The following is a 22351-nucleotide window of genomic DNA, read 5'->3' as shown; positions in this document are numbered from 1 at the left end:
CTTTAGGGTTGTGGCCAGGAAGGCTGCAAGGATGACGGTCACGCAGTGCGATTGCGTTACCCCATCCAGGGGAGGGAGATGGCATGGGCAGACCCGAGCGACCGTTGGACGGCTCCACTGGTCCGATCGCCGCATTCGCTCACGATCTGCGCGTCTTGAGGAACCGGGCGGGAAACCCGAGTTACCGGGAACTCGCGAGAACGGCACTGTTCGCTCCTTCCGTGCTGTCCAGCGCGGCCAGCGGCCACCGGCTGCCCACGCTCGCCGTGACGTTGGCGTTCGTCTCCGCGTGCGGTGGGGACCGAGCGGCCTGGGAACGGCGTTGGCGGAGTGTCGCCGGGCAGACAGGGGGCGGCGCCGAGGCGCGCGAGGAACGCGCGCCCGTGCCACCACCGGCCGAAGCGCCGCCGGATGGCGCGCATACGTTGGCATCCGGCGTCATCCGCCTCGCCCGTCCGGCCCAGCTGCCGATGGGATCGAGGACTTTCGTCGGCAGGGAAGGGGATCTGGCCGACGCCGCGGAGATGATCGGGGCGAGCGGCCCGGTCAAGGTGCCGTTGCTCATCAGTGGTCCGATCGGCGTGGGGAAGACGGCCTTCGCCTTGCGGCTGGCGGAAGAGGTGGCAACGGACTTCCCGGACGGGCATCTCTACGCCGATCTGGGCGGCAGCGGCGCCGGGGGCCGGTCGGCCAACGGGATCGTGCGCGGATTCCTGCGCGCGCTCGGCGTGCCGGCGCATCTCGTGCCCGACGACCCGATGCAGCGGATCGGGCTGTACCGGTCCCTGCTGGCGGAACGCAGGTTGTTCGTGCTCCTCACGGGGGTCAGGGACGAGGGCCAGGTGCGGCCGCTGCTGGGCCAGGCCCCGCACAGCCAGGTCGTGGTGACCAGCCGCGCGCGGCTGCTCGGGCTGGAGGACACGAACCGTGTCGAGCTGGATACGTTTTCCCGCAAGGAATCGATGGCCTTGATCGGCCGGATCGCCGGACCCGCCCGGGTGCGGGCGGAGCACGACGCCACCGACATGATCGCCGAACTGTGCGGGGACCTTCCGCTGGCGGTCAACATCGTCGGCCGCAAGATCGCCGCCCGCCCGGAATGGGCGATCGCGTACACGGCGGGCCAGCTCGCCGATCGCGAACGGCTCATGGACAGCCTCTGTGTCGGTGACGTCAACGTGCGGGACCGGTTCACCACGGCGTACGAACAGCTTTCGCCCACCGAACGGGAGGCCATCCACCACTTCGGGCAGAGCGGGGCGGGCTGGACGACGTCGATCGGCGTCGCCGCGGCGATGGGCATCATGATCGAGACCGCGGACGAGCTCCTCGAGTCCGTGGTGGACGCCGGACTTCTCCAGCGCGCCAACGTCGCCGGCCGCTACGCGGTCTCCCGGTTGGTCAGCGCGTTCGCGTCCGAACGGCAGCGGGAGCCGGGCCCGTTCGCCGCCGCCGTCCCGATGGCCGGTCACCGGGCGCGGAAGAACGCGTTCGAATCGCTGCGTCACGAGGCCGTGCGCACCCTGCCGGGTGGTTCGTCCGAAGGTTGATTGTTCTCCCCGTGCGGCGCTTCCGGTCAACGGGCCGCGCGGCTTGAATGAGTCGACGAATGAAGGCGAGCGAAATTCGGTGACACAATGCTGATTCTGTCGATGAAGGAGGGCCACGATGGCGGGATCGTGGCGATCGAGGACGGCAAGCTGCTGTTCGCGCTGGAGTCGGAAAAGGACAACTACCCGCGCTACGACCGGATCACCGGCGAGCTGATGGCGCGCGCGGCGGGCATGCTCGACAAGCAGCCCGACGTGGTCGCGCTCGGCGGCTGGGTCAAGGGGGAGTTCTCGGTGGAACCGCCCTCCCGCACCGGATACTTCGGTGTCGGCGAGGGCGCGATCTCCGACGAAGCGGGCAAGTTCTTCGGCAAGGACGTGCGTTACTTCTCCTCCACCCACGAGCGCTCGCATATCTATACCTCCCTCGGGATGGCCCCCGCGGCACCCGGCCAGGCGTACTACTCCCTGGTGTGGGAAGGGAACATCGGTGACTTCTACCGGATCGACGAACGCGGTGAGGCCACTCACCTGCAGCACGTCCTGACCGACCCCGGCGCGAAGTACGCGTACCTCTTCGCGCTGGCGGACCCGGGTTTCCCGCTGGGGAAGGGGAAGTTCCGGTTCAACGACGCCGGCAAGCAGATGGCGCTGACCGGGTTCGCCGAGCCGGGACCGCTCACGCCGGACGAGCGGAAGACCATCGACTTCATCCTCGACCGCGACGGCATCATCCTCGGTCTGTCCAAAGAGGAGATGTCCTGGTCCCATCTGTACAACGCCGGTGTGTGGTCGCAGGAATACCGCAACGCGGCGGCGAAGCATTCGCAGGCGATCTTCAACCGGTTCTACGACTACGCGGAGAAGAACCTGACCGAAGGCCTGCCGCTGCTGATCTCCGGCGGCTGCGGGCTGAACTGCGACTGGAACCGGTTGTGGCGGGAGAGCGGCCTGTTCTCCTCGGTGTTCGTGCCGCCGTGCCCCAACGACAGCGGTTCCGCGCTCGGCACGGCCATCGACGCGCAATGGTTCTACACCGGACAGGCGACCATCGATTGGGACGTCTACGCGGGGGAGAACTTCGTCGAGGACGTCGTCCCGGATCCCGCCAAGTACGAGACACGGCCGCTCGTGGCGAGCGAGGTCGCGAAGTACATCAAGGACGGCAACATCATCGGCTGGGCACGCGGCCGGTACGAGATGGGCCCGCGGGCGCTGGGTAACCGGTCGATCCTCGCCGCCCCGTTCACCGTGGACACCACCGTGCGGCTCAACAAGATCAAGCGCCGCGAGGACTACCGCCCGATCGCCCCGATCGCGCTGGAATCCGACGCCCCGAACTGGTTCGTCGGCTCGGTGCAGGATCCGTACATGCTGTACTTCAACCACGTCACCTCCGACGAATTGAAGGCCATCACGCACGTCGACGGGACCGCGCGCACCCAGACGGTGACGCGGGAACGCAACGCCGGCATCACCGACCTGCTCGAAGCCTTCCGCGAGCAGACCGGGTTCAGCGTGCTGTGCAACACCTCGCTGAACAACAACGGGCGCGGTTTCCTCAACCGCACCAGCGATCTCATCGAGTACGGGGAGACGTACGGCCTCGACGGCTACGTCATCAACGACACCTTCGTGACCCCGCGCGCTTCCTGAAGTCCTTGCCCAACGGGGGTAAGGCCCGGATGTCACCTCCCAGCAGTGGCATCCGGGTACCTCGTGGTGCCCGAACGAATTTTCGCCCGGAGGGGGAAGACCATGCGAGTCGTGCTCGCGGGCGGTGGCGTCATCGCGCTGCTGACGGCGCTGGAGTGCGTGTCGGCCGGGCACGAAGTGGTGATCGCCGACCAGGCGGACATCCCGTTCTCCGGCGCGACCTCGTTCGACCGTCACCGCGTGCTGCGCGCGTTGCATCCCGGCGACCCCGCGGCCACGGCCGCCGCGGTCGGCGCGCATCACGCGTGGCTCGAACTGGAGCACTCGTTGTCCACGTCGTTCTACGAACAGGTCGGCGCGCTCACCGCGGTGCCGCCGGACGAGGCGGCGGCCGCGCGGGATCTGTTGTCCGCGGCGGGATCGAAGGCCGAAGTGCTCGGCGCGGACGCACTCGCCGCGGAGTTCCCGCACGCCGGGTTCGTGCCGGGGACGGGCGCGGTCTTCGAATCGCATGCGGGGGTCCTGCTCGCCGATCGGGTGCTGACGGCGTGTGCCACCCGGCTGCGGTGGCACGCGAACGCGGAACTCCACCCGCACCGCAAGGTGATCGGGATCGACGCCGACCGGGCAGAGGTCCGGCTGGCCGATGGCACGATCCTCGGCGGCGACGCCGTCCTGGTGGCGGCGGGCCCGTGGTCACGGGAGCTGCTGGCCCCCGCGCTGTCCAGGGAACTCGTGCTGCACCGGCAGACGATGCTCTACTGCGACGTCCCGCCCGCCGACGCCGCCGCGTGGGCCGCGACCCCGGCGATCACCTCGCTCGGTGCCGCGGGCGGCGCGTGGCTGGTGCCGCCCGTCGCCGGGACGCCGTTGAAGCTCAGTGCCGCGAGCGCGTGCCGGGTCGTCGACGAGGTCGGCGGCGCGACCGTGCCGTCGTGGTGGCGTGAGCACCTGATCGACATGTTCGCCGCGCTGATCCCGGGTTTCCGCCGGGATTGGCTGGTCGACACCCGGGACTGCCACTATCTGGCCCGGCGTTCCACTCTCGGCCCGATGCTCGCCGTCCTCGGCGACCGGGTCCTGTCCTATGCGGCGTGCGGCGGCTCGTCGTTCAAGTTCGCCCCGCTGATCGCCCGGTCCCTGGCCGCGCGCCTGACCGGCGCCGACCCGGTCCAGACCGGACTCGAACCGCTCGACCGGCCGCTCGTGCGAGCGGGCGGTGTCCATCCGATCCGTCCTGCCCTACGAGGTGTGTCGTGAAACTGCTCGCGCTGGAAGCCAGCCAGAACTCCTACTACTACCTGCCCAGGTACCAGCAGATCGAGGACTTCGGCGGGGTGCTGTACGTGCTCAACGGGATCGGCACCGAGGATCTCTGGCCGTCCGAGCGCTACCGGATCGCCGGCAGCGATCACGTCGACGACCTGATCCGGCACGCGAAGGCCTGGCACGCGGAAGAATCCTTCGACGGCGTGCTCACCTTTTCCGAGTCCGGCGTCGTCCTCGTCGCCGCGGTCGCCGAGGAGCTCGGCCTGCCCGGTATCGGGGTGGACGCGGCGCGGACCAGCCGGAACAAGCTGATCATGCGGCAGGCGCACGAAAAGGGCGGGGCCGCGCATCCGGACTTCCGGTTCGTCGAAGACCTCGACGCGGCCTTGCGAGCGGCCGAGGACTTCGGCTATCCGGTGATCCTCAAGCCGACCCTCGGCGCGGCCAGCAACTTCGTCTTCCGCGTCGACGACGAAGAGAAGATGCGGGAACGCTACGCGCAGGCACGCGAAGGCATCGACGGGATGTCCTGGTACAACATGGAGGCCGAGGGGCTGGACCTCGGCCCGCACGGCCTGCTCGTCGAGTCCTTTCTGGACGGTCACGAGCATCTCATCGAAGCCGTCGCCTGGGACGACGAGGTCTACCTCGGTTCTATTGTGGACAGAGTCACCTCGGAGGGCGAGACCTTCGACGACGACGTGCACCACGCGCCCACGTCGCTCACCGCCGAGCAGGTGGCCGAGGTGCACGCGGTGGTGGCCGCCGGCGTGCGAGCACAGGGCCTCACTCGCGGCGCGCTGCATGCCGAAGTCCGTTTCCACCAGGGCAAACCGTTCCTGCTGGAGATCGCCGTACGTCCGGGCGGCGGGGGACTCGACCATATGGCACGGCTTTCCGCCGGGTACGACCCGATCAGGGGACTCATGGACGTCTCCCGCGGTGTCCGGCCGGATGTCCAGCACTTCAGCCCCACCGGACTGCACACCGCCGCGATGTGCCTGATCTGCCCCGGCGGCGTGATCGCCTCGATCGACGTCCCGCCCGCGGTGAACGAATCGGACGCCCTGTACTACCTCAAGATCTTCGCCAAGCCGGGTGACCTGATCAAACGCCCGCCGCTCGGCAACAACATCTTCGGCGGCATCGGCGCACTCGGCGCGTCCTTCGACGAGGCCATGCGAAACGCGAACGACCTGGCCGGGAAGATCGAGGTCAAACTCTCCGAAACCCAGAAGTAGCACCGAATCCTGTTCGACGAAACCGGGCCCTTACCCAGGGCCCGGTGGCGAAAGACGCCCAAAACCGCGTGGAGGAAGCGTGTCACGGACTGCCACCCAACGGCATTACCTGATGGTCAGACCGACGTACTTCGACGTCGAGTACTCGATCAACCCCTGGATGGACCCGAAGAAACCGACGGACACCGAGCTGGCCATCGCGCAGTGGGAGTGGCTGCGTGATCTGTACGTCGACCTGGGGCATCGTGTCGAGCTGCTCGATCCGCTGCCCGGCCTGCCCGACATGGTGTTCGCGGCCAACGGCGCCACCGTGGTCGACGGGCAGGTGCTCGTGGCGCGGTTCCACCACGTGCAGCGGGCCGGCGAGTCCGACGCGTATCTCAAGTGGTTCCGCGACAACGGATACCGCTACGTGCGGCAGGCACAGTGGGTCAACGAGGGGGAGGGCGACTACCTCGTCGCCGGGAAGACGATCCTCGCGGGGACTGGGTTCCGCACGAACCCGGAGGCGCACAACGAATCCCGCGAGTTCTTCGGCCATCCGGTGACCAAGCTGACCCTGATCGACCCGCGGTACTACCACCTCGACACGGCACTCGCCGTCCTCGACGAAGACACGGTCATGTACTACCCGGGGGCGTTCTCCGAGGACAGCCGTCTGCTGCTGAAAGAGCTGTACCCCGACGCGATCCTGGCTTCCGAAGCCGACGCGTCCGTGTTCGGCCTCAACGCCGTTTCCGACGGGAAGCACGTCGTGCTTCCGCAGGCCGCCACCGAGCTGACCGCGCAGCTGCGGGAACACGGCTTCGAACCGATCGGCGCCGACCTGTCCGAATTGCTCAAGGCGGGTGGCAGCGTCAAATGCTGCACGCTGGAACTGCGTGCCGCTCAAGGAGAATAGATGGAATCGACGGTACAGGAGCGGAGCGGGCGTACCGCGCTGCGCCGGATCCTCGTCGGGGCCGCGCTGATCGCGGTTCCGGCGGCGGTCGTGGTCGTGGTGCTCGGCCTGGGGTCGGCCTACGCGCCCGTCGCGAGCACGGGGGCCAAGGCCGCGGGCGGCGGCCCCGACACCTACGCGCGCCTGCTGGTCGCGCTTCCGGTGATCCTGGGCGCCTGCCACCTGGCGGGCGTACTGGCCCGGCGGCTCGGCCAGCCCGCGGTGATCGGCGAGATCGTCGCCGGCATCCTCCTGGGACCGTCGTTGTTCGGCATCGTCTGGCCCGGCGCGTTCGGCTGGCTGTTCCCCGGCGGGGTGGTCTCGGCGATCAACATCCTGTCGCAGCTGGGCCTGATCTTCTTCATGTACCTGGTCGGTTCCGAGATCGACCTCGACGCGGTGCGCAGGCGCGGGTTCACCGCGGTGACCGTCAGCCAGGTCAGCATCGCGCTGCCGATGGTCTGCGGCATCGTGCTCGCGCTCGGCATGTACCCGGCCTTCGGCGGCGACGTCGGCTTCCTCGCCTTCGGGCTGTTCATCGCGGTCTCCATGAGCGTGACGGCGTTCCCCGTGCTGGCAAGGATCCTGACCGACCGTGGCCTCTCGAAGACGCCGCTGGGCGCGCTCGCGCTCACCTGCGCCGCCGTCGACGACGTCGCCGCCTGGTGCCTGCTGGCCGTGGTGGTCGCCGTCAGCCAGGGCGGGACGCCGTCGGAGGTCTTCCTGACCGTCGGGCTCACCCTGGTGTTCGTCGTGGCGATGATCTACGTCGTCAAGCCGCTGCTGGCCAAGGTGCTCGCGCGCGTGCCGGAGTCCGCGGTGCTCGCGATCCTGCTCGGCGGGATCATGCTGTCGGCGCTGGCCACCAACGAGATCGGCATCCACGCGATCTTCGGCGCCTTCCTCTTCGGGGTGATCGCGCCGAGGAAGGATCCGGTCGTCGCCCGCGCGGCCGGGAAGCTGGGCAGCCTGACGCTGACGTTGCTGCTACCGCTCTTCTTCGCCTACACCGGGCTGCACACCGAGTTCAGCCTGCTCGGCTCCGGCTCGCTGTGGCTCTGGACCGTGCTGATCACGGCGGTGGCGGTGTTCGGGAAGTGGGTGGGCAGCACGACGGCGGCGCGGCTGACCGGGGTCGGCTGGCGCGAATCGCTCTCCCTCGGGGCGCTGATGAACTGCCGGGGGCTGACGGAACTGGTGGTGCTCAACGTCGGCCTCCAGCTGAAGGTGATCAGCCCGGCGGTGTTCGCGATGCTCGTGATCATGACGCTGGTGTCGACGATCGCGACCGCCCCCGCGCTCACCCTCATCTCCAAGTTCAAGACGAGACCGCCGGTCCAGCGGCGGCGGAAAGTGGATAGGACACCATGACCAGCAAGGAAACCCTAGTCAGCACCTTCGCCGAGGTCGTCCTCGCCGACGAGGTCCGGGACACCATCGGGAGCGACCTGCGGTCCTTCCCGAACCCCGTCGACGACATCGACCGCTCGCTGGCGATGCTCCGCGTCACGTTCTCGAAGCTGCCGATCGACCAGCTGCAGACGATCCTGGACTTCGGCAGGCACGTCGACACCCCCGGCGTCGCTCTCGTGCGCAACCTGCCGGTGGATCCGGAGCTGCCGGAGACGCCGATCGACGGCGAGCCCAGCAAGGACAAGAAGACGTTCGTCGCCGAGACCGTCCTTTTGGGACTGAGCCAGCTGCTCGGCGAACCCGTCGGGTTCACCACCGAGAAGAGCGGGCGGCTCGTGCATGACGTCGTCCCGGTGTCGGCGGGGGCGCGGAGCCAGACGAACCAGAGCTCGCACGTGTTCCTCAACTTCCACAACGACATCGTGCACGACGAGGTCGGCCGCTATGACGTGTCCAATCCGGACTTCCTGGTACTGAACTGCGTCCGCCAGGACGGCAACAAGGAAGCCGTCACCTACTACGCCGACGGCAGGGACATCTCGGCCGCCCTGGACCCGGAGGTCCTCGACGTCCTGCGCCGCCCGCTGTTCCGGCTCAACGCGCCCGGCAGCTACGTGCGCGACGTGGCCAAGGGGGCCGACGTGCTCTCCGACCTCGTGCCGGTGATCTCCGGGCCGGCGGAGTCGCCGGAAGTGGCGATCTCGGCCAACGGTGTGGTGGGGGAGACCGTCGAGGCGGAACAGGCGCTGGAGGAGTTGCAGCGGGTCTGCCGCGAGGTCGCGCACCAGGTGAAGCTCGAACCGGGGACGGCGCTGCTGATCAACAACCGGAAGGGCCTGCACGCGCGGTCGCAGTTCTTCGCGCGGCACAACGGGCGGGACCGGTGGCTGCAGCGTACTTACATCCGGCGCAGCTTGTGGACGATCCGGTACCGGGGGACGGCTGAGGACCGGCGGGTGCACTGAGGTTTCGCGCGCGGCTGCAGTACATGAAGGCCCCCTTGCTTGCGTCTAGCGCAAGGAAGGGGGCCTTCATGTACTTGGGAAGGAGGCCTTCACGGACTTGCCTTCCGCAGCTGGAATTCGCGACGCTCGGTGCGCCGCCGCGGGCACGGCACGGCATGTTCAGCACAGCGGCCATCCGGGTAACCGTCCGCGAAAGCACCCGACGGGAGGAAACCCGATGGCAGACAGGTTACGACCGCCGCAGCAGCAGGAACCGCCGGGCGTGACGTCGAAAATGGACCCGCCGCCTCGTGACTCCATGGAGGACTACGAGGGCCGCGAGCTGCTGGCAGGCAAGCGTGCCTTGATCACCGGCGGCGACTCCGGGATCGGCCGCGCGGTCGCCATCGCCTTCGCGAAAGAAGGCGCCGACGTGGCGATCGCGTATCTCAACGAGCACGAGGACGCGAAGTACACCGAGGAACGTGTCCGCGCCGAAGGGCGCGAGTGCCTCCTCCTACCGGGTGATCTCGCCGAAGCGGCGCGGTGCCGCGAGATCGTGGACCGGACCGTGAAGGAACTCGGCGGGCTGGACATCCTGGTCAACAACGTCGCCACGCAGTGGCCGGTCGACTCCCCGGAGGAGCTCACCGACGAGCAGTGGACGCACACCTTCGACGTGAACATCCACAGCTTCTTCCGGGTGACGAACGCCGCGCTGCCGCATCTGCGCGAGGGCTCGGTCATCATCAACACCGGTTCGGTGAACGGCTTGCGGGGCAACAAATCCCTGATCGACTATTCGGCGACCAAGGGAGCGGTGCACGCCTGGACGTACGCGATGGCGCAGGCATTGGCCGATCGCGGTGTCCGGATCAACTGTGTCGCGCCCGGTCCGGTGTGGACACCGCTGATCCCGTCGACGTTCCCGCCGGAGAAGGTGGAGAAGTTCGGCCTCCAGGTCCCGTTCGAGCGCGCGGCTCATCCCGACGACCTCGCGCCGTCGTACGTTTTCCTGGCGTCCAACCGGCTTTCGTCGTATTACAGCGGTGAGGTCATCGCCGCGCTGGGCGGCGAGACCACACCCGGCTGAGGCGCGCGACGGCGTCGGCGACGGCTTCGGGCGCGACACGGTCCAGGCACGGATGGCCGGGCACGGGGCAGACCCGGGCCCGGCTGTCCCGGCACGCCGCGTGCTGGTCGCCGAGCACTTCGGACGGCACCCCGTACGGTGCCCAGCGCGACGCCGGCACGACAGGGGCGAACAAGGAGACCACCGGGGTGCCGACGGCGGCCGCGAGGTGGGCGGGGCCGGTGTTGGGCGCCACCACGACGTCCGCCGCGGCGAGTACGGCCGCCAGTTCGGACAGGTCCGTCCGGCCGCCCAGATCGAGCGCGTCTCCGGCGACCTGCCTGGTCAGAGCGCTTTCCGACGGGGAGCCGGTGACGACGACGCGGCGTCCGGCGGCCTGCAGCGCCCGCACGATCGCGGCCGAGCGGTCGGCGGACGGTTGCCGGGCCGGGACCGACGCGGCCGGGTGGACGACCACGTAATCCTCGTCGCCGACCAGCCGTTCCACCGGCGGCAGTGGCCCGTGGATCGCGAGGCCACCGTCGTCGCCGGGCGGCAACGAGAAGCCCGCTGCCTCGGCCAGGGACAGCATCCGCGCCGGTTCCGGCGGATCGCCGGTCACCCGGTGCCGCAGATCCAGCAGCGACCCGGGATAGTCGTCGCAGACCGCGCCGATCCAGGGCACGCCCGCCATCCTGAGCAGCAGGGCCAGCGGGAGCGGGGACTGGTGGAACGACGTCAGCACGAGTGCAGCGTCGAAGGAGAACCCGCGCAGGCGCCGGACCAGCGCTTCGGTGTCGTCCTGGGTGACCGGCGGTGGCTCGGGGTCGATCCACGGCGCGCACCAGGTGACGACCTCGTCCACGCCGGGCAGTAGTTCGCCCGCCGCGCGGCCCCGGGGCCCGGCCAACAGGACCACACGCTCGGCACCCGCCGCGACCGCGCGGACGCAGGGACCGGCCAGCAGGACGTCGCCGAGGTTGTCCATCCTCGCGACCAGGACGTTCATCGGGAACCCGCGACGGCCAGGTGGACGGCCTCGGCGAGATCGCGGGCGACGGTCGCCCGGCGGCGGGCGCGATCGATCTCCTCCGGCCGGGTCCGCGCGGTCGGGACGAGGATTCCGCGGGCGCCCGCGGCGAGGGCGGCGTCGACGTCGGCTCCGGTGTCACCGATGACCACACAGCGGCGGACGTCGACGCCGAGCGCTTCCGCGGCCTGCCGCACCAGCCCGGGCGCGGGTTTCCGGCAGGCGCAACCGTCACCGTCGTCGTGCACGCAGACCTGCCAGGTGCCGAACGGGCCGAGCACCGCTTCGACGCGGGCGTTCACCGCGGCCAGCCGATCCGGGGTGATCACGCCCTTCGCCACCCCGGACTGATTGCTGACCACACCGATCCTGATCCCCGCCGCACGCACCCCGCGCAGCAGGTCTCCGGCGCCGGGAACGGGACGCACACCGTCGGGGTCGTCGAGGTAGGGCACGTCGACGATGAGGGTGTCGTCCCGGTCGAACAGCAGGGCCTGCGGCCGCCTCGACAACCGGTGCCGCAGCTCCCCGCGCAGCCGGTGGTAGCAGGCCGCGGGCGGGATGAGCACGCTGGTCAGCAGCATCCGCCCCACCTCGCCGGTGGTGAGCGGTCCAGGGGCGATCCGGCGCGCCGCGAATTCGGCGGTCAGCCCCGCCCACAGCCCGGCCGCCGCGGCGGCGGCCTTACGGCGTCCCATCGCGAACAACGCCACGGCGGCTGCCGCGCTCACGGTGGCGACCGCGTGCCGTTCGAGTCGTCCGTGCCCGGCCCCGGTCTGCTGTCGCCAGAGGACACCGTGCTTGCGTCGCATGAGCGCGTCGTCGGCGTTGCCCCGCTGTGCGTGCAGGCTGGCCAGCGAGCCCGATCGTTTGGGCGGATGGACGGTGACGCGTTCGCCTCGCGCGATGAGGTGGCCCGCCTTGGTGACGTTCAAGGCCAGATCCGAGTCTTCCCGGTAGGCACGGGGAAAGCGCTCGTCGAAGCCGCCGACCTCGGCGAGCACGGCCCGGCGGTAAGCCATGTCGGCGGTGATCCACCGGGCCGTCTCCAGCCCGGCCGTTCCGCGTTCCTCGTCGGTCGGGCGGCGGTCCGGCGGCAGCGGTACGACGAGGCGGGCCTGCGACGCCGCCGTCTCCGCTCCGAGGGAGAGCAGGTCTTCGGCGAGCTTCCGCGGCCAGTCCGAGCCGATCAGCACGTCGTCGTCGAGGAAGGCGATCCACTCGGACTTCGCGCGCCGCCAGCCGGCGTTGCGGGCCGCCGCCGGGCCCCGCCCGCCGGAACGGACGACTTCGATCTCCGTGGTGGACGGGGGAAGCCGCAGGTCGTCGCCGCCGGGCCGGTCGTCGGCGACGATGATCCGCGCGGGCCGGGGCTCCCCGGCGGCTTCGATCCCGGCCAGGAGGGTGTGGAGATTCTCCCGGCCGGTCGTCGGGATCACGATCGTGTAGTCGAGGTCGGTCATCGGTCACGCCGGGATCGTGTCGGTTTTCCGCAGCCAAGAGCGGTGTTCGCCGAGCTGCGCGGTGAACGAGGCGAAAAAGCCGTCGGGGAGGGTCGACTCGGCCGCCGTGGTGGTCACCACGCCCTGGTCGACCAGGGATTCGGTGTCGTCGGCCAGCTTCGAGGTCACCCCGGCCCGGCGCAGCAGGTCCAGCCCCGTGCCGAACGCGGCCACCGGCTTGCCGTGTTTGTAGGCCTCGGCGACGAAATGCACGGCGTATCCGTCCCGTTCGAGGATGTTGATCGCGCTCGGGCCACAGGGGACGACGACGGCGTCGTAAAGCACCGAAGCCATGGTGTTGAGCTGCTTGTCGGGCCGCAGAGGATCCCCTTCACCGCCCGGCCGGAGTTCGGCCTCGGTGGGAGCCAGGACCTCGGCGACCGCTCCCTCGGCCTTCAGCGCTTCGACGAGGCGGCCGACGCCGATCGTGTCCACCCCGTCGGCGGCGAGCACCGCCACCTTCCGGCTGGTCGCGGCGGTGGAAGGCTGGTTCAGCTGGGAAAGCGCGGGGGAGGTGCGGTCGTGGTGCGGGGTGGCGGGAGCGGCGGGCACGCTCATCCCGATTCCCTCGGCCACCTCGGCGGCCAGATCATGGTCGACGTTGTTGAGCTCGGCGACCGTCCGCGCCCGGACCTCCCGGTCCTCGACCTTGCCGAGTTCGAACCGGAACGCCGCGACGATATGCTCGCGTTCGATCGGCGACATGCTGTTCCAGAACAGCGTCGCCTGACTGTAGAAGTCCTTGAAACTCTCGCTGCGGTCGCGGATCTTGTGGCCCGCGACGGCTTCGGTGTAGTGCCGGAAGGACCCGGAATCGGCGATCGCCGGGCAGCCACCGCCGCGCGAGTTCGGGTAGTAGCTCGTCCGTCCCTTGTGGACGCTCTGCTGGCCGTACCCGTCACGCTGGTTCGTGTGCACCGGCGCGATCGGCCGGTTCACCGGGAGCTGCGAGAAGTTGGGGCCGCCGAGCCGGATCAGCTGCGTGTCGAGGTACGAGAAGTTCCGGGCCTGCAGCAGCGGATCGTTGGTGAAGTCGATACCGGGGACGATGTTCGCGGTGTGGAAGGCGATCTGTTCGGTCTCGGCGAAGAAGTCTTCGGGGTTGCGGTCCAGGACCATCCGCCCGACCGGGCGCACGGGCACCTGCTCCTCGGGGATGATCTTCGTGGCGTCCAGCAGGTCGAAGTCGAAGGCGTGCTCGGAATCCTCGTCCACCAGCTGCACGCCCAGCTCCCATTCCGGGTACTGCCCGGCCTCGATCGCGTCCCACAGGTCGCGCCGGTTGAAGTCGGGGTCCTTGCCCGCGATCTTCTGGCATTCGTCCCACACCAGGGAATGTGTGCCGAGGACGGGTTTCCAGTGGAACTTCACGAAAGTGCCCTTGCCGTCGGCGTTGACCAGCCGGAACGTGTGCACGCCGAACCCCTGCATCATCCGGTAGCTACGCGGCAGCGCGCGGTCGGACATCAGCCAGAGCACCATGTGCAAACTTTCCGGCTGGAGCGAGACGAAGTCCCAGAAGGTGTCGTGAGCCGACTGGGCCTGCGGGATCTCGTTGTGCGGCTCGGGTTTCACCGCGTGCACGAAGTCGGGGAACTTGATGCCGTCCTGGATGAAGAACACCGGCATGTTGTTGCCCACGAGATCGTAGTTTCCTTGGCGGGTGTAGAACTTCGTCGCGAAGCCGCGGACGTCGCGCACGGTGTCGGCCGAACCGCGGGAACCGGCGACGGTGGAGAACCGCACGAACACGGGGATCTTCTCGCCGCTGGTGAGGAATTCGGCGACGGTGTAGTCCGCCAGCGCGTCGTCGTAGGCCTCGAAGAAGCCGTAGGCGCCCGCGCCGCGCGCGTGCACGACCCGTTCGGGGATGCGCTCATGGTCGAAATGCGTGATCTTCTCGCGGGCGTGGAAATCTTCGAGCAGGGTCGGCCCGCGACCGCCCACGGTCAACGAGTCGTCGGTGTGGTCGACCCGGACTCCCTGCTGTGTCGTCAGCACGGACCTTTCCGGATCCACCCGGCTTCCGTTCAGCTGCTTGTCCTTCGCGTCCTCTCGATGCTGTGCCACAGGTCTCGCCCCTTCGCGGTGGTGGGTTCCCTCGCGGCTACCCCGGCACCGTTTCGGCAAAACGACACCGGGTAACCGGCGCACAGGAAACTTCGAGGAGGTGCGAATGACGACGGTGGACCGGCCGACCGTGCTGGAGATCCGCGATCCCGCCGACGACAGCCTCGTCGGCAGCGTCAAAACGGCGACGACCGACGGCGTCCGGACGGCCATCGCCACGGCGAAGCGGCAGGTCCCCGGCTGGGCCGCCACGCCGGCGGCCGCTCGCGGGATCGCGCTGAAGGACGCGGCCAGGTCGCTCCGGGCGCGAGCGGGCGAACTCGCCGTCCTCGTCGAGAGCGAGACCGGCAAACCACGGGACGAGGCCGAAGAGGGCGTGCTGGCCGGAGCCGGAACCTTGGAGCAGTACGCCGAACTGGGGCCGCTTCACCGGGGCCGGTCCCTGCTGGGTGATCCGGCGGCCACCGACCTGATGGTGCCGGAACCCCGGGGCGTGGTCGTCGCGCTGACACCGTGGAACGATCCCGTCGCCGTGGCCTGCGGGCTGCTGGGCGCGGCCATGGTCACGGGGAACACCGTGGTGCACAAGCCGAGCGAACGCTGCCCGCATACGGGCGCCTGGCTGGGAAAAATGCTGGCGCGGGCATTTCCCGATGGCGTGCTCCAGACCGTGCAGGGGGACGGGAGCGTCGGCGCCGAACTCGCCGCCCACCCGGACGTCGACGTCATCGCCCATGTCGGCGGTACGGCCGCGGGCCGCTCGATCGCGGCGAGCGCGGCGCGGACCGGCGCCAAGACCTTGCTGGAGAACGGCGGGAACGATCCGCTCGTCGTCGACGCCGGCGTGGATCCGGTCTGGGCGGCCGAGCAGGCGGCGACCGGGGCCTTCGCCAACTCCGGGCAGATCTGTGTCTCGGTCGAACGGATCCATGTACACCAGGACGTCGCGGACGCCTTCCTCACCGCGCTGGTCGCCGAGGCGGGCCATCGCGAACTGGCCCCGCTCGTCGACCGACGCCACCGCGAGGGGGTCCACGCCCAGGTCGCGGAAGCGATCGCGCAAGGAGCCGATCCGCTTGCCGGAGGGTTCCTGCCCGACGGCCCCGGCGCCCACTACCCGGCGACCGTCCTCGCCGGATGCACCCCGGGGATGCGGGTCCTGACCGAGGAGACCTTCGGCCCGGTCGCACCGGTGACCGTGGCGGCGGACTTCGACCAGGCACTCGAACAGGCGGCCGCCGGCGAGTACGGTCTCGCGGCCACCGTGCTCACCTCCTCGATGGTCCACGCGCAGCGCGCCTGGCGCGCACTCCCGGCCGGCACCGTGAAGATCAACAACGTCTTCGGTGGCGCGCCCGGCGGGGCCGCTCATCCGCGCGGCGCCAGCGGCAGTGGCTACGGCTACGGACCGGAACTGCTGGACGAGATGACGCAGACCAAGGTCGTCCACCTGGGCCCGCCGGGTCCGTGATGGGTCGGAAGACGCCGTTCGCCTGGGCGGCCAGGGCGTTCCGGGTGCCGGGGGAGGAACGCCGGAGCCTCGTCCAGACCGCGAAGGCGACGGCGGCGGCCGTGATCGCGTGGATCGTCGCGACGGCGGTCCTACGGCTGCCCCAGCCCTTCCTGGCGCCGTACGCGGCGGTGTTCCTGGTGCAGGCCACCGTCTACCGGTCCCTACGCGGCTGGGCACAGCAGGTCGGCGCCGTCAGCGTGGGAGTGCTGCTCGCGGCGGGCGCCGGTCAGCTCATCCCCTCTGTGACGGTGGCGCTCGGGCTGGTCATCTTCATCGGCTTGCTGATCGGCTCGTGGCGGGGGTTCGGCGATTCGGGGGTGTGGGTCGGGATCACCGGCATGCTGCTGATCTCCTACGGCAACGCGACCGAACCAGTCCTGCTCGCCGACAGGCTGCTGGAAACCGCGCTGGGGGCGGCGATCGGCGCGGTGCTCAACGCGGTGATCCTGCCGCCGCTGCACGGCGAGCGCCTGCGGGCGGCGACCTCCCGGCTGGCTTCGGCGATCGCCGACGTTCTCGACAGGACCGCGGAACTGGTTCGCGGCGGCGAGGCGACCGATGGCCTGGACGACCGCATGGAGGACGTCCGCAGCCTGGTCGCGGAGGCGGAGGACGCGATCGGCTGGACCCGGGAGGGCCGGTACCTGAACCTCCGTGGGCGGCGCGAGACCCGGGAGGAGCCGTTGGCGAACCTCGTCTCCCTGTGGCACCCGCTCGCCCAGCTGATCGACGCCGTGAGCGAGGCCGCCCGGAGCGAGCAGCCGTTCCGGTATCCCGGCGAACACGCGCGCGGGGTGGTCGGCGACCTGCTCGAAGCACTCGCCGAGGTGGCCCGTTCGGGTGGTCCGGACAAACTAGATCGATGCCACGGCCTGCTCGACGAGATCGATCACCTACTCGTGACGCCCACGGACGAGGTCGCCACGTCGATCGGGCTGGGGGCGATGGCGCTGCCCGCCCGGCGTCTCGTCCAGCGGCTCCGCGCCGATTAAGGCGACGCGACGGTGGGTAACCGTACCCATGAGCGGTAAGCGGATCGTGGTCACCGGCGCCACCGGCAACGTCGGGACGGCGGTGGTCCGCGCGCTGGGCGCGGACCCCGAGGTCGGCTCGATCGTCGGTGTGGCCAGGCGCCCCAGCCGCTGGGAGAGCCCGAAGACCGAGTTCGTCACCGCCGACGTCGCCCGCGACGACCTCCGTGCCGTGTTCGACGGCGCCGACGTGGTGATTCACCTGGCCTGGCTCTTCCAGCCCACGCACCGGCCCGAGGTCACCTGGCGTTCCAACGTGCTGGGTTCGATCCGGGTGTTCGAAACCGCGCAGGCGATGCGGGTGCCGTCGCTGGTGTACGCGTCGTCGATCGGGGCGTACTCGCCGAGGGACGACGACCACCCGGTGACCGAGGAGTGGCCGACCCACGGGTCACCGAAGGCGGCGTACACCCGCGAAAAGGCTTATGTGGAACGGGTTCTCGAAGCATTCGACCGGAGTCATCCGCGGCTGCGGGTGGTGCGGGTGCGGCCGGGTTTCCTCTTCCAGAAGGCCGCGGCGCCCGAGCAGCGCCGGCTCTTCGGCGGCCCGTTCGTACCGGGCAAGCTCGTGCGGCCGTCGCTGATCCCGGTGTTCCCGGACATTCCTCAACTGAGGATCCAGACCGCGCACACCGAGGACGTGGCCGACGCCTATCGCCGCTGCGCGCTCCAGGACGTCAAGGGAGCCTTCAACATCGCCGCGGACCCGGTGCTGGACACCCGCGCGCTGGCCCGGATCTTCGGTGCCAAGCCCGTGAAGGTCCCGGCGCTCTTCGTCCGGCGAGCGCTGGCCGTGGCCTGGTCGCTGCATCTGATCCCGGCGACACCGGGGCTTTTCGACGCCGTTCTGCACCTGCCGGTGATGGACTGCACGCGGGCCAGGGAAGAACTGGGCTGGACGCCGCGATACTCGTCGGAGGACGCGATCGAAGCCTTCCTCAAGGGCCTGCGAGAAGGCGACGGATTCCCGACCGAACCGCTGAAACCGGACGTGGGCAGGGCGCACGAACTGGCCACCGGGGTGGGGGAGCGGCCGTGAACGAGAAGGAACTGCTGCGCACGCTGACCAGGGTGGTGTCCACTTTGGACCACACCGCCGTGCGGTTCGCCGTCGCGGGCGGCCTGGCCGTCTACGCGCGGGGCGGGCCGCCGTCCGATCACGACGTCGACCTCTTCCTCAAGGAGGAGGACATCGAGGAAGCGGCGGAAGCCTTGGAAGCGGCGGGGCTGAGACGGGAGCACCCGCCGGAGGACTGGCTCACCAAGGTCTACGACGGCGCCTGCCTGGTCGACCTGATCTTCCGGCCCAACCATCGGCCGGTCACCGACGAGATGCTCGACCGCGCTTCGCTGATGCGGGTCGGGGCGACCGCCGCCCCCGTGCTCAACGGGACCGACCTGCTCGTCGACAAGATCCTCGTGCTCAGCGCGCACCGGTGCGACTTCGCGCCGCTGCTGCGGATCGCCCGCGACCTCCGTGAGCAGGTCGACTGGCACCGGGTGGCCGAGGAGACCGCCGAATCGCCGTACGCGTGGTCGTTCCTGACCCTGCTCGCGGCACTGTCCATCATCGACGGAAAGGAGCTTCCGATGCCCGAGGAAGCGCCCCAGTACCTGGTCGCCAGGCTGACCAAGGCGCTGGCGGAAGACCCGAGGACCGCCGAACTCGGCGTGCACGTCACCGTGCGCGGCGACCAGGTCCGGCTCAGCGGCGAGGTCCCGTGCGCCAATCGCAAGGCCGACATCGAGGCGGTCGTCTGCGAACACGTCGCGGCCGAACTGGTGCACAACGACGTCCGGCTGGCCGACGTTCGGGAGCCGTCGCACGCCGAGGAGATCCGGTGATCCGGGTCGCCGCGGTCGGGGACGTCCACCTCGGGGAGGACAACCGAGGCCTGCTGCGGCCGGCGCTGGACAATATCGCCGAACACGCCGACGTGCTGCTGCTCGCGGGCGACCTCACCCGGCACGGCAGCGTCGAAGAGGCCAGGGTGGTGGCCGACGAGTTCGCCGGGCTCGACGTCCCCGTGATTTCGGTGCTGGGCAACCACGACTACCACTCGGACGCGGCCGAAGCGGTCAGCGGGCTGCTGGAGGAAAGCGGCATCACCGTCCTTGAAGGTTCGGCGACCACGGTGGAACTGGACGGCGGGAAGCTCGGCGTCGCCGGGGTCAAAGGCTTCGGTGGCGGGTTCGCGGGCAAATGCGCGAGCCGGTTCGGCGAACGCGAGATGAAGGATTTCGTCGAGCACACCATGGCGGCGGCCAGGCGGCTGCGCACCGCGCTGGAAGGGCTCGAACACGAGCAACCCGACGTGACCGTCGCGCTGACCCACTACTCGCCGATCCCCGGCACCCTGCACGGCGAACCGCCGGAGATCCACCCGTTCCTGGGGTCGTATCTGCTGTGCGAGCCGATCGACGACGCCCAGGCGGCCCTCGCCGTGCACGGGCACGCGCACTACGGCAGCGAACAAGGGGTCAGCCCCGGCGGGGTCCCGGTGCGCAACGTCGCCCAGCCGGTGATCCGCGCGGCGTACGCGACGTATGTCCTCGAACCTGCGAAAGTGTTGACATGAGGGAACGATTCCACGGCCAGCTGAGCGTTCTCGGCGAGCTCCTGTCGAGTATGTGCGGCATGGCCTGCGAAGAACTGCACCTGGCGAACCGGGTCTTCCTCGACCGGGACGCCGACGCCGTCGCCGAGCTGGCGGCGGTCGAGGCGAGACTGAACGCGGCACGGACCCGATGCGAGGAGTCCGCGCAGACGCTGCTCGCCCTGCAGGCGCCGGTGGCGGGCGATCTGCGGACCGTGCTCGCGGCGGTGTACTGCGCCGACCGGCTGGAGCGGATGGGCGACCTCGCGCAGCACATTGCCGAACAGGCCATGCGAGCGCCGGAATTCGCCGTCCCCGAGTCGCTCACCGGACGTTTCGGCGAGATGGCCGGACTCGTCTGCTCGATGGCGGAAGACCTCGGCGCCGCGATCGAAGGGCCGACGGCGGAGGTGTTCCATTCGCTGGCCCGGTCCGATGAGCGTGTCGACGCCCTGTACGAGGAGCTGATGACCCTGGTCACCGAGCCGGACTGGGCCGATGGCGTCGCCCCCGCGATCTCGGTGGCGCTGCTGGCGCGGTTCTACGAGCGGTTCGCGGACCAGGTCGTCTCCGTGGCACGGCGGGTGGATTTCGCGCTCACCGGGGAGTTGCCCGAATCTTCCGTGCGGGATGCGCCTGCTGAACTCTGAGGTAGGTTGGGTTTTGCGCGTGAAGGCCCCCTTCCCTCGGCTCAGCCGAGGGAAGGGGGCCTTCACGCGCTGGGCGAACGATCAGGTCGCGCGGTCCGCCAGCGCGTCCCGGATCTTGTCGATGAACGCCGTCCCCGGCGCCAGGATCCGGTTTGCCGGCGGGCGGTCCGGAGCGGCGGGATGCGGCCTGGTCGGGGCGATCTCCTTGGCCCGCAACACCTTTTCGCCCAGTTCCCGCAGGTCTTCCGGAGCGCAGGCGGCCTGGAGCCTTGGCAGCAGGTCGCGTTCCTCCTCTTCGATGTGATGCCGGACGTCCTCGATCAGCTTGCCGACCAGTTCGTCGAACCGGTTGTCCGCCGGTTCCAGGCCGATGAGGTCGTTCATCACCCGTTCGGCTTCGGCGTGCTCCTCGATCTCGTGGTCGGCGACCTTGTCGCCGTCGGAGAGGTGCTTCCGCGCGGCGGGGTACATGTGCTGTTCCTCGGCGATCGAATGACGCACGAGTTCGGCGATCACGTGGTCCGCGAGGTCCTTGCGGTGCCGGTCACCGCCCTTGCCGGATTCCAGTTCCTTGAAGATCCGTTCGAAGGCACGGTGATCCTCGGTGATCACCGTGACGAGGTCGTGTTCCGTGGTGGTGGTCATGGACACTCCTGTCCGTGGTCGTCAGTCCGACGCCCGGCGGATACCCGTTCTCCGCGCTTCAATCACCCGGATTCGTCGGTGGCCCGGTGCGGCGCGCCGACGGGTTTGGATTCCGGGGAGCCGCGCTGGCGCAGGTACACGCTGAACACCGCCATCGAGCCGATGGCGAGGAATTCCGACTGCCAGTTCTGCAGGGTGCGGTTCCAGAAGTCCGACGACGCCAGATAGCCGGACCACGACACCGGATCGCCGAATTCGGTGAGCTGTTCGGCGTTGTAGGCGCTCATCCCGGCCACGGACTGGGCGAGCCAGGACAGCAGGAACAGTCCCAGCATCACCAGTCCGAGTGACATCGAGAAGATTCCCGTGCGCCAGCCGCCCGCCCTTGCCCATTTCGGTGAATCGGCCGTCGCGTGTCGTCCGACCTGCTGATCCTCGTCCGTTTCCAGCCCGACGCGGCCGGCCGGTTTCGATTCGGGGGAACCTCGTTGCAGCAGCCACACGGTCGCGAACACGTAGAGGAAGAACTGCAGGTACTCCGATTGCCAGTTTTCGGCGACGTCGACGGCGAAGTCCGCGGATGCCAGATAGTCGAGCAGGCCGACCGGCTCGGCGGCGTGGCTGAGCCGCCCGTCGTTGTAGTTCGCGAGACCGGCGAACGCCTGTCCCGCGAGACTCAGCAGGAACAGCAGCCCGAAGCCCAGTGAAAGGGCGTTGTCACGAAGAAAGCCTCGCATCATCCGCCTCCTTCACCGGTGCAGCAGGCCGAGCAGGACGCAATAGCCGAGGACGGCCACCACGAAGACGAGATAGACGGTGAACACCGGACGTGCTTTCATGGGCCACCCACCGCGCAGTCGTAGACCTGTTCGTTGCGGTGGCGGCAGCCTGCTCCCGTGATCACCCAGCCGGTGGACGACTCGTGGAGGAAGAGCGTGTCGCGGGCGGTCTTCACCTGGGCTTCTTCGCTCCAGATCGAGACCGATTCCGGCGCGCCGTCCGGGACGTTCGCGCCTGCCAGGCCGCGTTCGCAGCTTTCCGGTGCCCAGGACTCCCGCGCCCGGGGCGCGAGCAGCTCGCACGCCGAGCGGTGATCACCCGACGCGAGCGCGCCGAGGAACCGCCCGGCGGCCTCTTTCACCGGCTCTTGCCCGCTCGCTCCGGCACAGCCGGCGAGCAGCAGGCACGTACCGAACGCCAGCGTTTTGACGGTCACGGGTCAGGGGTA

At 69.4% G+C, this 22351-nt stretch carries 20 protein-coding genes; 14 read left to right on the top strand and 6 right to left on the bottom strand.

The window, feature by feature from the left end; all coding sequences use genetic code 11:
- Positions 1-83 precede the first annotated feature (83 nt).
- The 8 genes from ACIBTM_RS05785 (at position 84) to ACIBTM_RS05750 (ending at position 10106) form a co-directional block, all read left to right on the top strand.
- Complete coding sequence (locus tag ACIBTM_RS05785; protein WP_395875387.1) at positions 84-1550, top strand: NB-ARC domain-containing protein; 1467 nt, start codon at positions 84-86, stop codon at positions 1548-1550.
- 87 nt (positions 1551-1637) lie between these two features.
- The gene (locus tag ACIBTM_RS05780) at positions 1638-3206 is read left to right on the top strand and encodes a carbamoyltransferase C-terminal domain-containing protein (protein WP_395875386.1); all 1569 of its coding nucleotides are present in this window, start codon (positions 1638-1640) and stop codon (positions 3204-3206) included.
- A gap of 102 nt (positions 3207-3308) precedes the next feature.
- On the top strand, positions 3309-4466 hold the full coding sequence (locus ACIBTM_RS05775) for an NAD(P)/FAD-dependent oxidoreductase (protein WP_395875385.1): 1158 nt from the start codon (positions 3309-3311) through the stop codon (positions 4464-4466).
- Positions 4463-5716, top strand: a complete 1254-nt coding sequence (locus ACIBTM_RS05770) for an ATP-grasp domain-containing protein (protein ID WP_395875384.1) — start codon at positions 4463-4465, stop codon at positions 5714-5716. Before ACIBTM_RS05775 ends, ACIBTM_RS05770 begins: the two co-directional genes overlap by 4 nt.
- A gap of 79 nt (positions 5717-5795) precedes the next feature.
- Complete coding sequence (ddaH, locus tag ACIBTM_RS05765) at positions 5796-6617, top strand: dimethylargininase (protein WP_395875383.1); 822 nt, start codon at positions 5796-5798, stop codon at positions 6615-6617.
- Positions 6618-8027: a cation:proton antiporter gene (locus tag ACIBTM_RS05760; RefSeq protein WP_395875382.1), complete on the top strand. Its 1410-nt coding sequence runs from the start codon at positions 6618-6620 to the stop codon at positions 8025-8027.
- Positions 8024-9034, top strand: a complete 1011-nt coding sequence (locus ACIBTM_RS05755; protein ID WP_395875381.1) for a TauD/TfdA family dioxygenase — start codon at positions 8024-8026, stop codon at positions 9032-9034. The genes ACIBTM_RS05760 and ACIBTM_RS05755 overlap by 4 nt, the downstream gene beginning before the upstream one ends.
- Positions 9035-9251: 217 nt before the next feature.
- A complete protein-coding gene (locus ACIBTM_RS05750) occupies positions 9252-10106 on the top strand; it encodes an SDR family oxidoreductase (protein ID WP_395875380.1) in 855 nt (284 codons plus the stop codon).
- Here ACIBTM_RS05750 and ACIBTM_RS05745 read toward each other — a convergent pair.
- The 3 genes from ACIBTM_RS05745 to ACIBTM_RS05735 are packed head-to-tail and all read right to left on the bottom strand — an operon-like array spanning position 10069 to position 14687.
- Complete coding sequence (locus tag ACIBTM_RS05745; RefSeq protein WP_395875379.1) at positions 10069-11094, bottom strand: glycosyltransferase family 9 protein; 1026 nt, start codon at positions 11092-11094, stop codon at positions 10069-10071. The genes ACIBTM_RS05750 and ACIBTM_RS05745 overlap by 38 nt on opposite strands.
- Entirely contained in the window at positions 11091-12578 is a 1488-nt protein-coding gene (locus ACIBTM_RS05740) for an HAD-IIIA family hydrolase (protein WP_395875378.1), read from the bottom strand. The genes ACIBTM_RS05745 and ACIBTM_RS05740 overlap by 4 nt, the downstream gene beginning before the upstream one ends.
- A 3-nt stretch (positions 12579-12581) precedes the next feature.
- A complete protein-coding gene (locus ACIBTM_RS05735; protein WP_395875377.1) occupies positions 12582-14687 on the bottom strand; it encodes a catalase in 2106 nt (701 codons plus the stop codon).
- Positions 14688-14793: 106 nt separating this feature from the next.
- Here ACIBTM_RS05735 and ACIBTM_RS05730 point away from each other — a divergent pair, with 106 nt between their 5' ends.
- Genes ACIBTM_RS05730 through ACIBTM_RS05705 form a run of 6 tightly spaced genes read left to right on the top strand, consistent with a single transcriptional unit; the run spans position 14794 to position 20478 of the window.
- Positions 14794-16158 carry an aldehyde dehydrogenase family protein gene (locus tag ACIBTM_RS05730; protein ID WP_395875376.1) on the top strand — a complete coding sequence of 455 codons (1365 nt, stop codon included), beginning with the start codon at positions 14794-14796 and terminating at the stop codon, positions 16156-16158.
- Entirely contained in the window at positions 16158-17192 is a 1035-nt protein-coding gene (locus ACIBTM_RS05725; protein WP_395875375.1) for an aromatic acid exporter family protein, read from the top strand. Before ACIBTM_RS05730 ends, ACIBTM_RS05725 begins: the two co-directional genes overlap by 1 nt.
- A gap of 28 nt (positions 17193-17220) precedes the next feature.
- Positions 17221-18270, top strand: a complete 1050-nt coding sequence (locus ACIBTM_RS05720) for an NAD-dependent epimerase/dehydratase family protein (RefSeq protein ID WP_395875374.1) — start codon at positions 17221-17223, stop codon at positions 18268-18270.
- Positions 18267-19076 carry a nucleotidyltransferase family protein gene (locus ACIBTM_RS05715; RefSeq protein WP_395875373.1) on the top strand — a complete coding sequence of 270 codons (810 nt, stop codon included), beginning with the start codon at positions 18267-18269 and terminating at the stop codon, positions 19074-19076. The genes ACIBTM_RS05720 and ACIBTM_RS05715 overlap by 4 nt, the downstream gene beginning before the upstream one ends.
- Positions 19073-19810 carry a metallophosphoesterase gene (locus tag ACIBTM_RS05710; protein ID WP_395875372.1) on the top strand — a complete coding sequence of 246 codons (738 nt, stop codon included), beginning with the start codon at positions 19073-19075 and terminating at the stop codon, positions 19808-19810. Before ACIBTM_RS05715 ends, ACIBTM_RS05710 begins: the two co-directional genes overlap by 4 nt.
- Positions 19807-20478, top strand: coding sequence for a phosphate signaling complex PhoU family protein (locus ACIBTM_RS05705; protein ID WP_395875371.1), 672 nt, complete (start codon positions 19807-19809; stop codon positions 20476-20478). Before ACIBTM_RS05710 ends, ACIBTM_RS05705 begins: the two co-directional genes overlap by 4 nt.
- An 81-nt stretch (positions 20479-20559) precedes the next feature.
- On the opposite strand, the gene ACIBTM_RS05700 is transcribed toward ACIBTM_RS05705, so the two are convergent.
- From ACIBTM_RS05700 to ACIBTM_RS05690, 3 genes are all read right to left on the bottom strand, one after another.
- A complete protein-coding gene (locus tag ACIBTM_RS05700) occupies positions 20560-21123 on the bottom strand; it encodes a hemerythrin domain-containing protein (protein WP_395875370.1) in 564 nt (187 codons plus the stop codon).
- Positions 21124-21185: 62 nt separating this feature from the next.
- Positions 21186-21860, bottom strand: coding sequence for a DUF6766 family protein (locus tag ACIBTM_RS05695; protein WP_395875369.1), 675 nt, complete (start codon positions 21858-21860; stop codon positions 21186-21188).
- A gap of 98 nt (positions 21861-21958) precedes the next feature.
- Positions 21959-22339 (bottom strand): hypothetical protein, encoded by a 381-nt coding sequence (locus ACIBTM_RS05690; RefSeq protein WP_395875368.1) that lies wholly within the window; start codon positions 22337-22339, stop codon positions 21959-21961.
- Positions 22340-22351: the final 12 nt, after the last annotated feature.

It is taken from the genome of Amycolatopsis sp. NPDC049868, assembly GCF_044461365.1.
Lineage (GTDB): Bacteria > Actinomycetota > Actinomycetes > Mycobacteriales > Pseudonocardiaceae > Amycolatopsis.
Note: the sequence above shows the minus strand (reverse complement) of the source record. Positions and strands in the feature narration are given on the sequence as shown.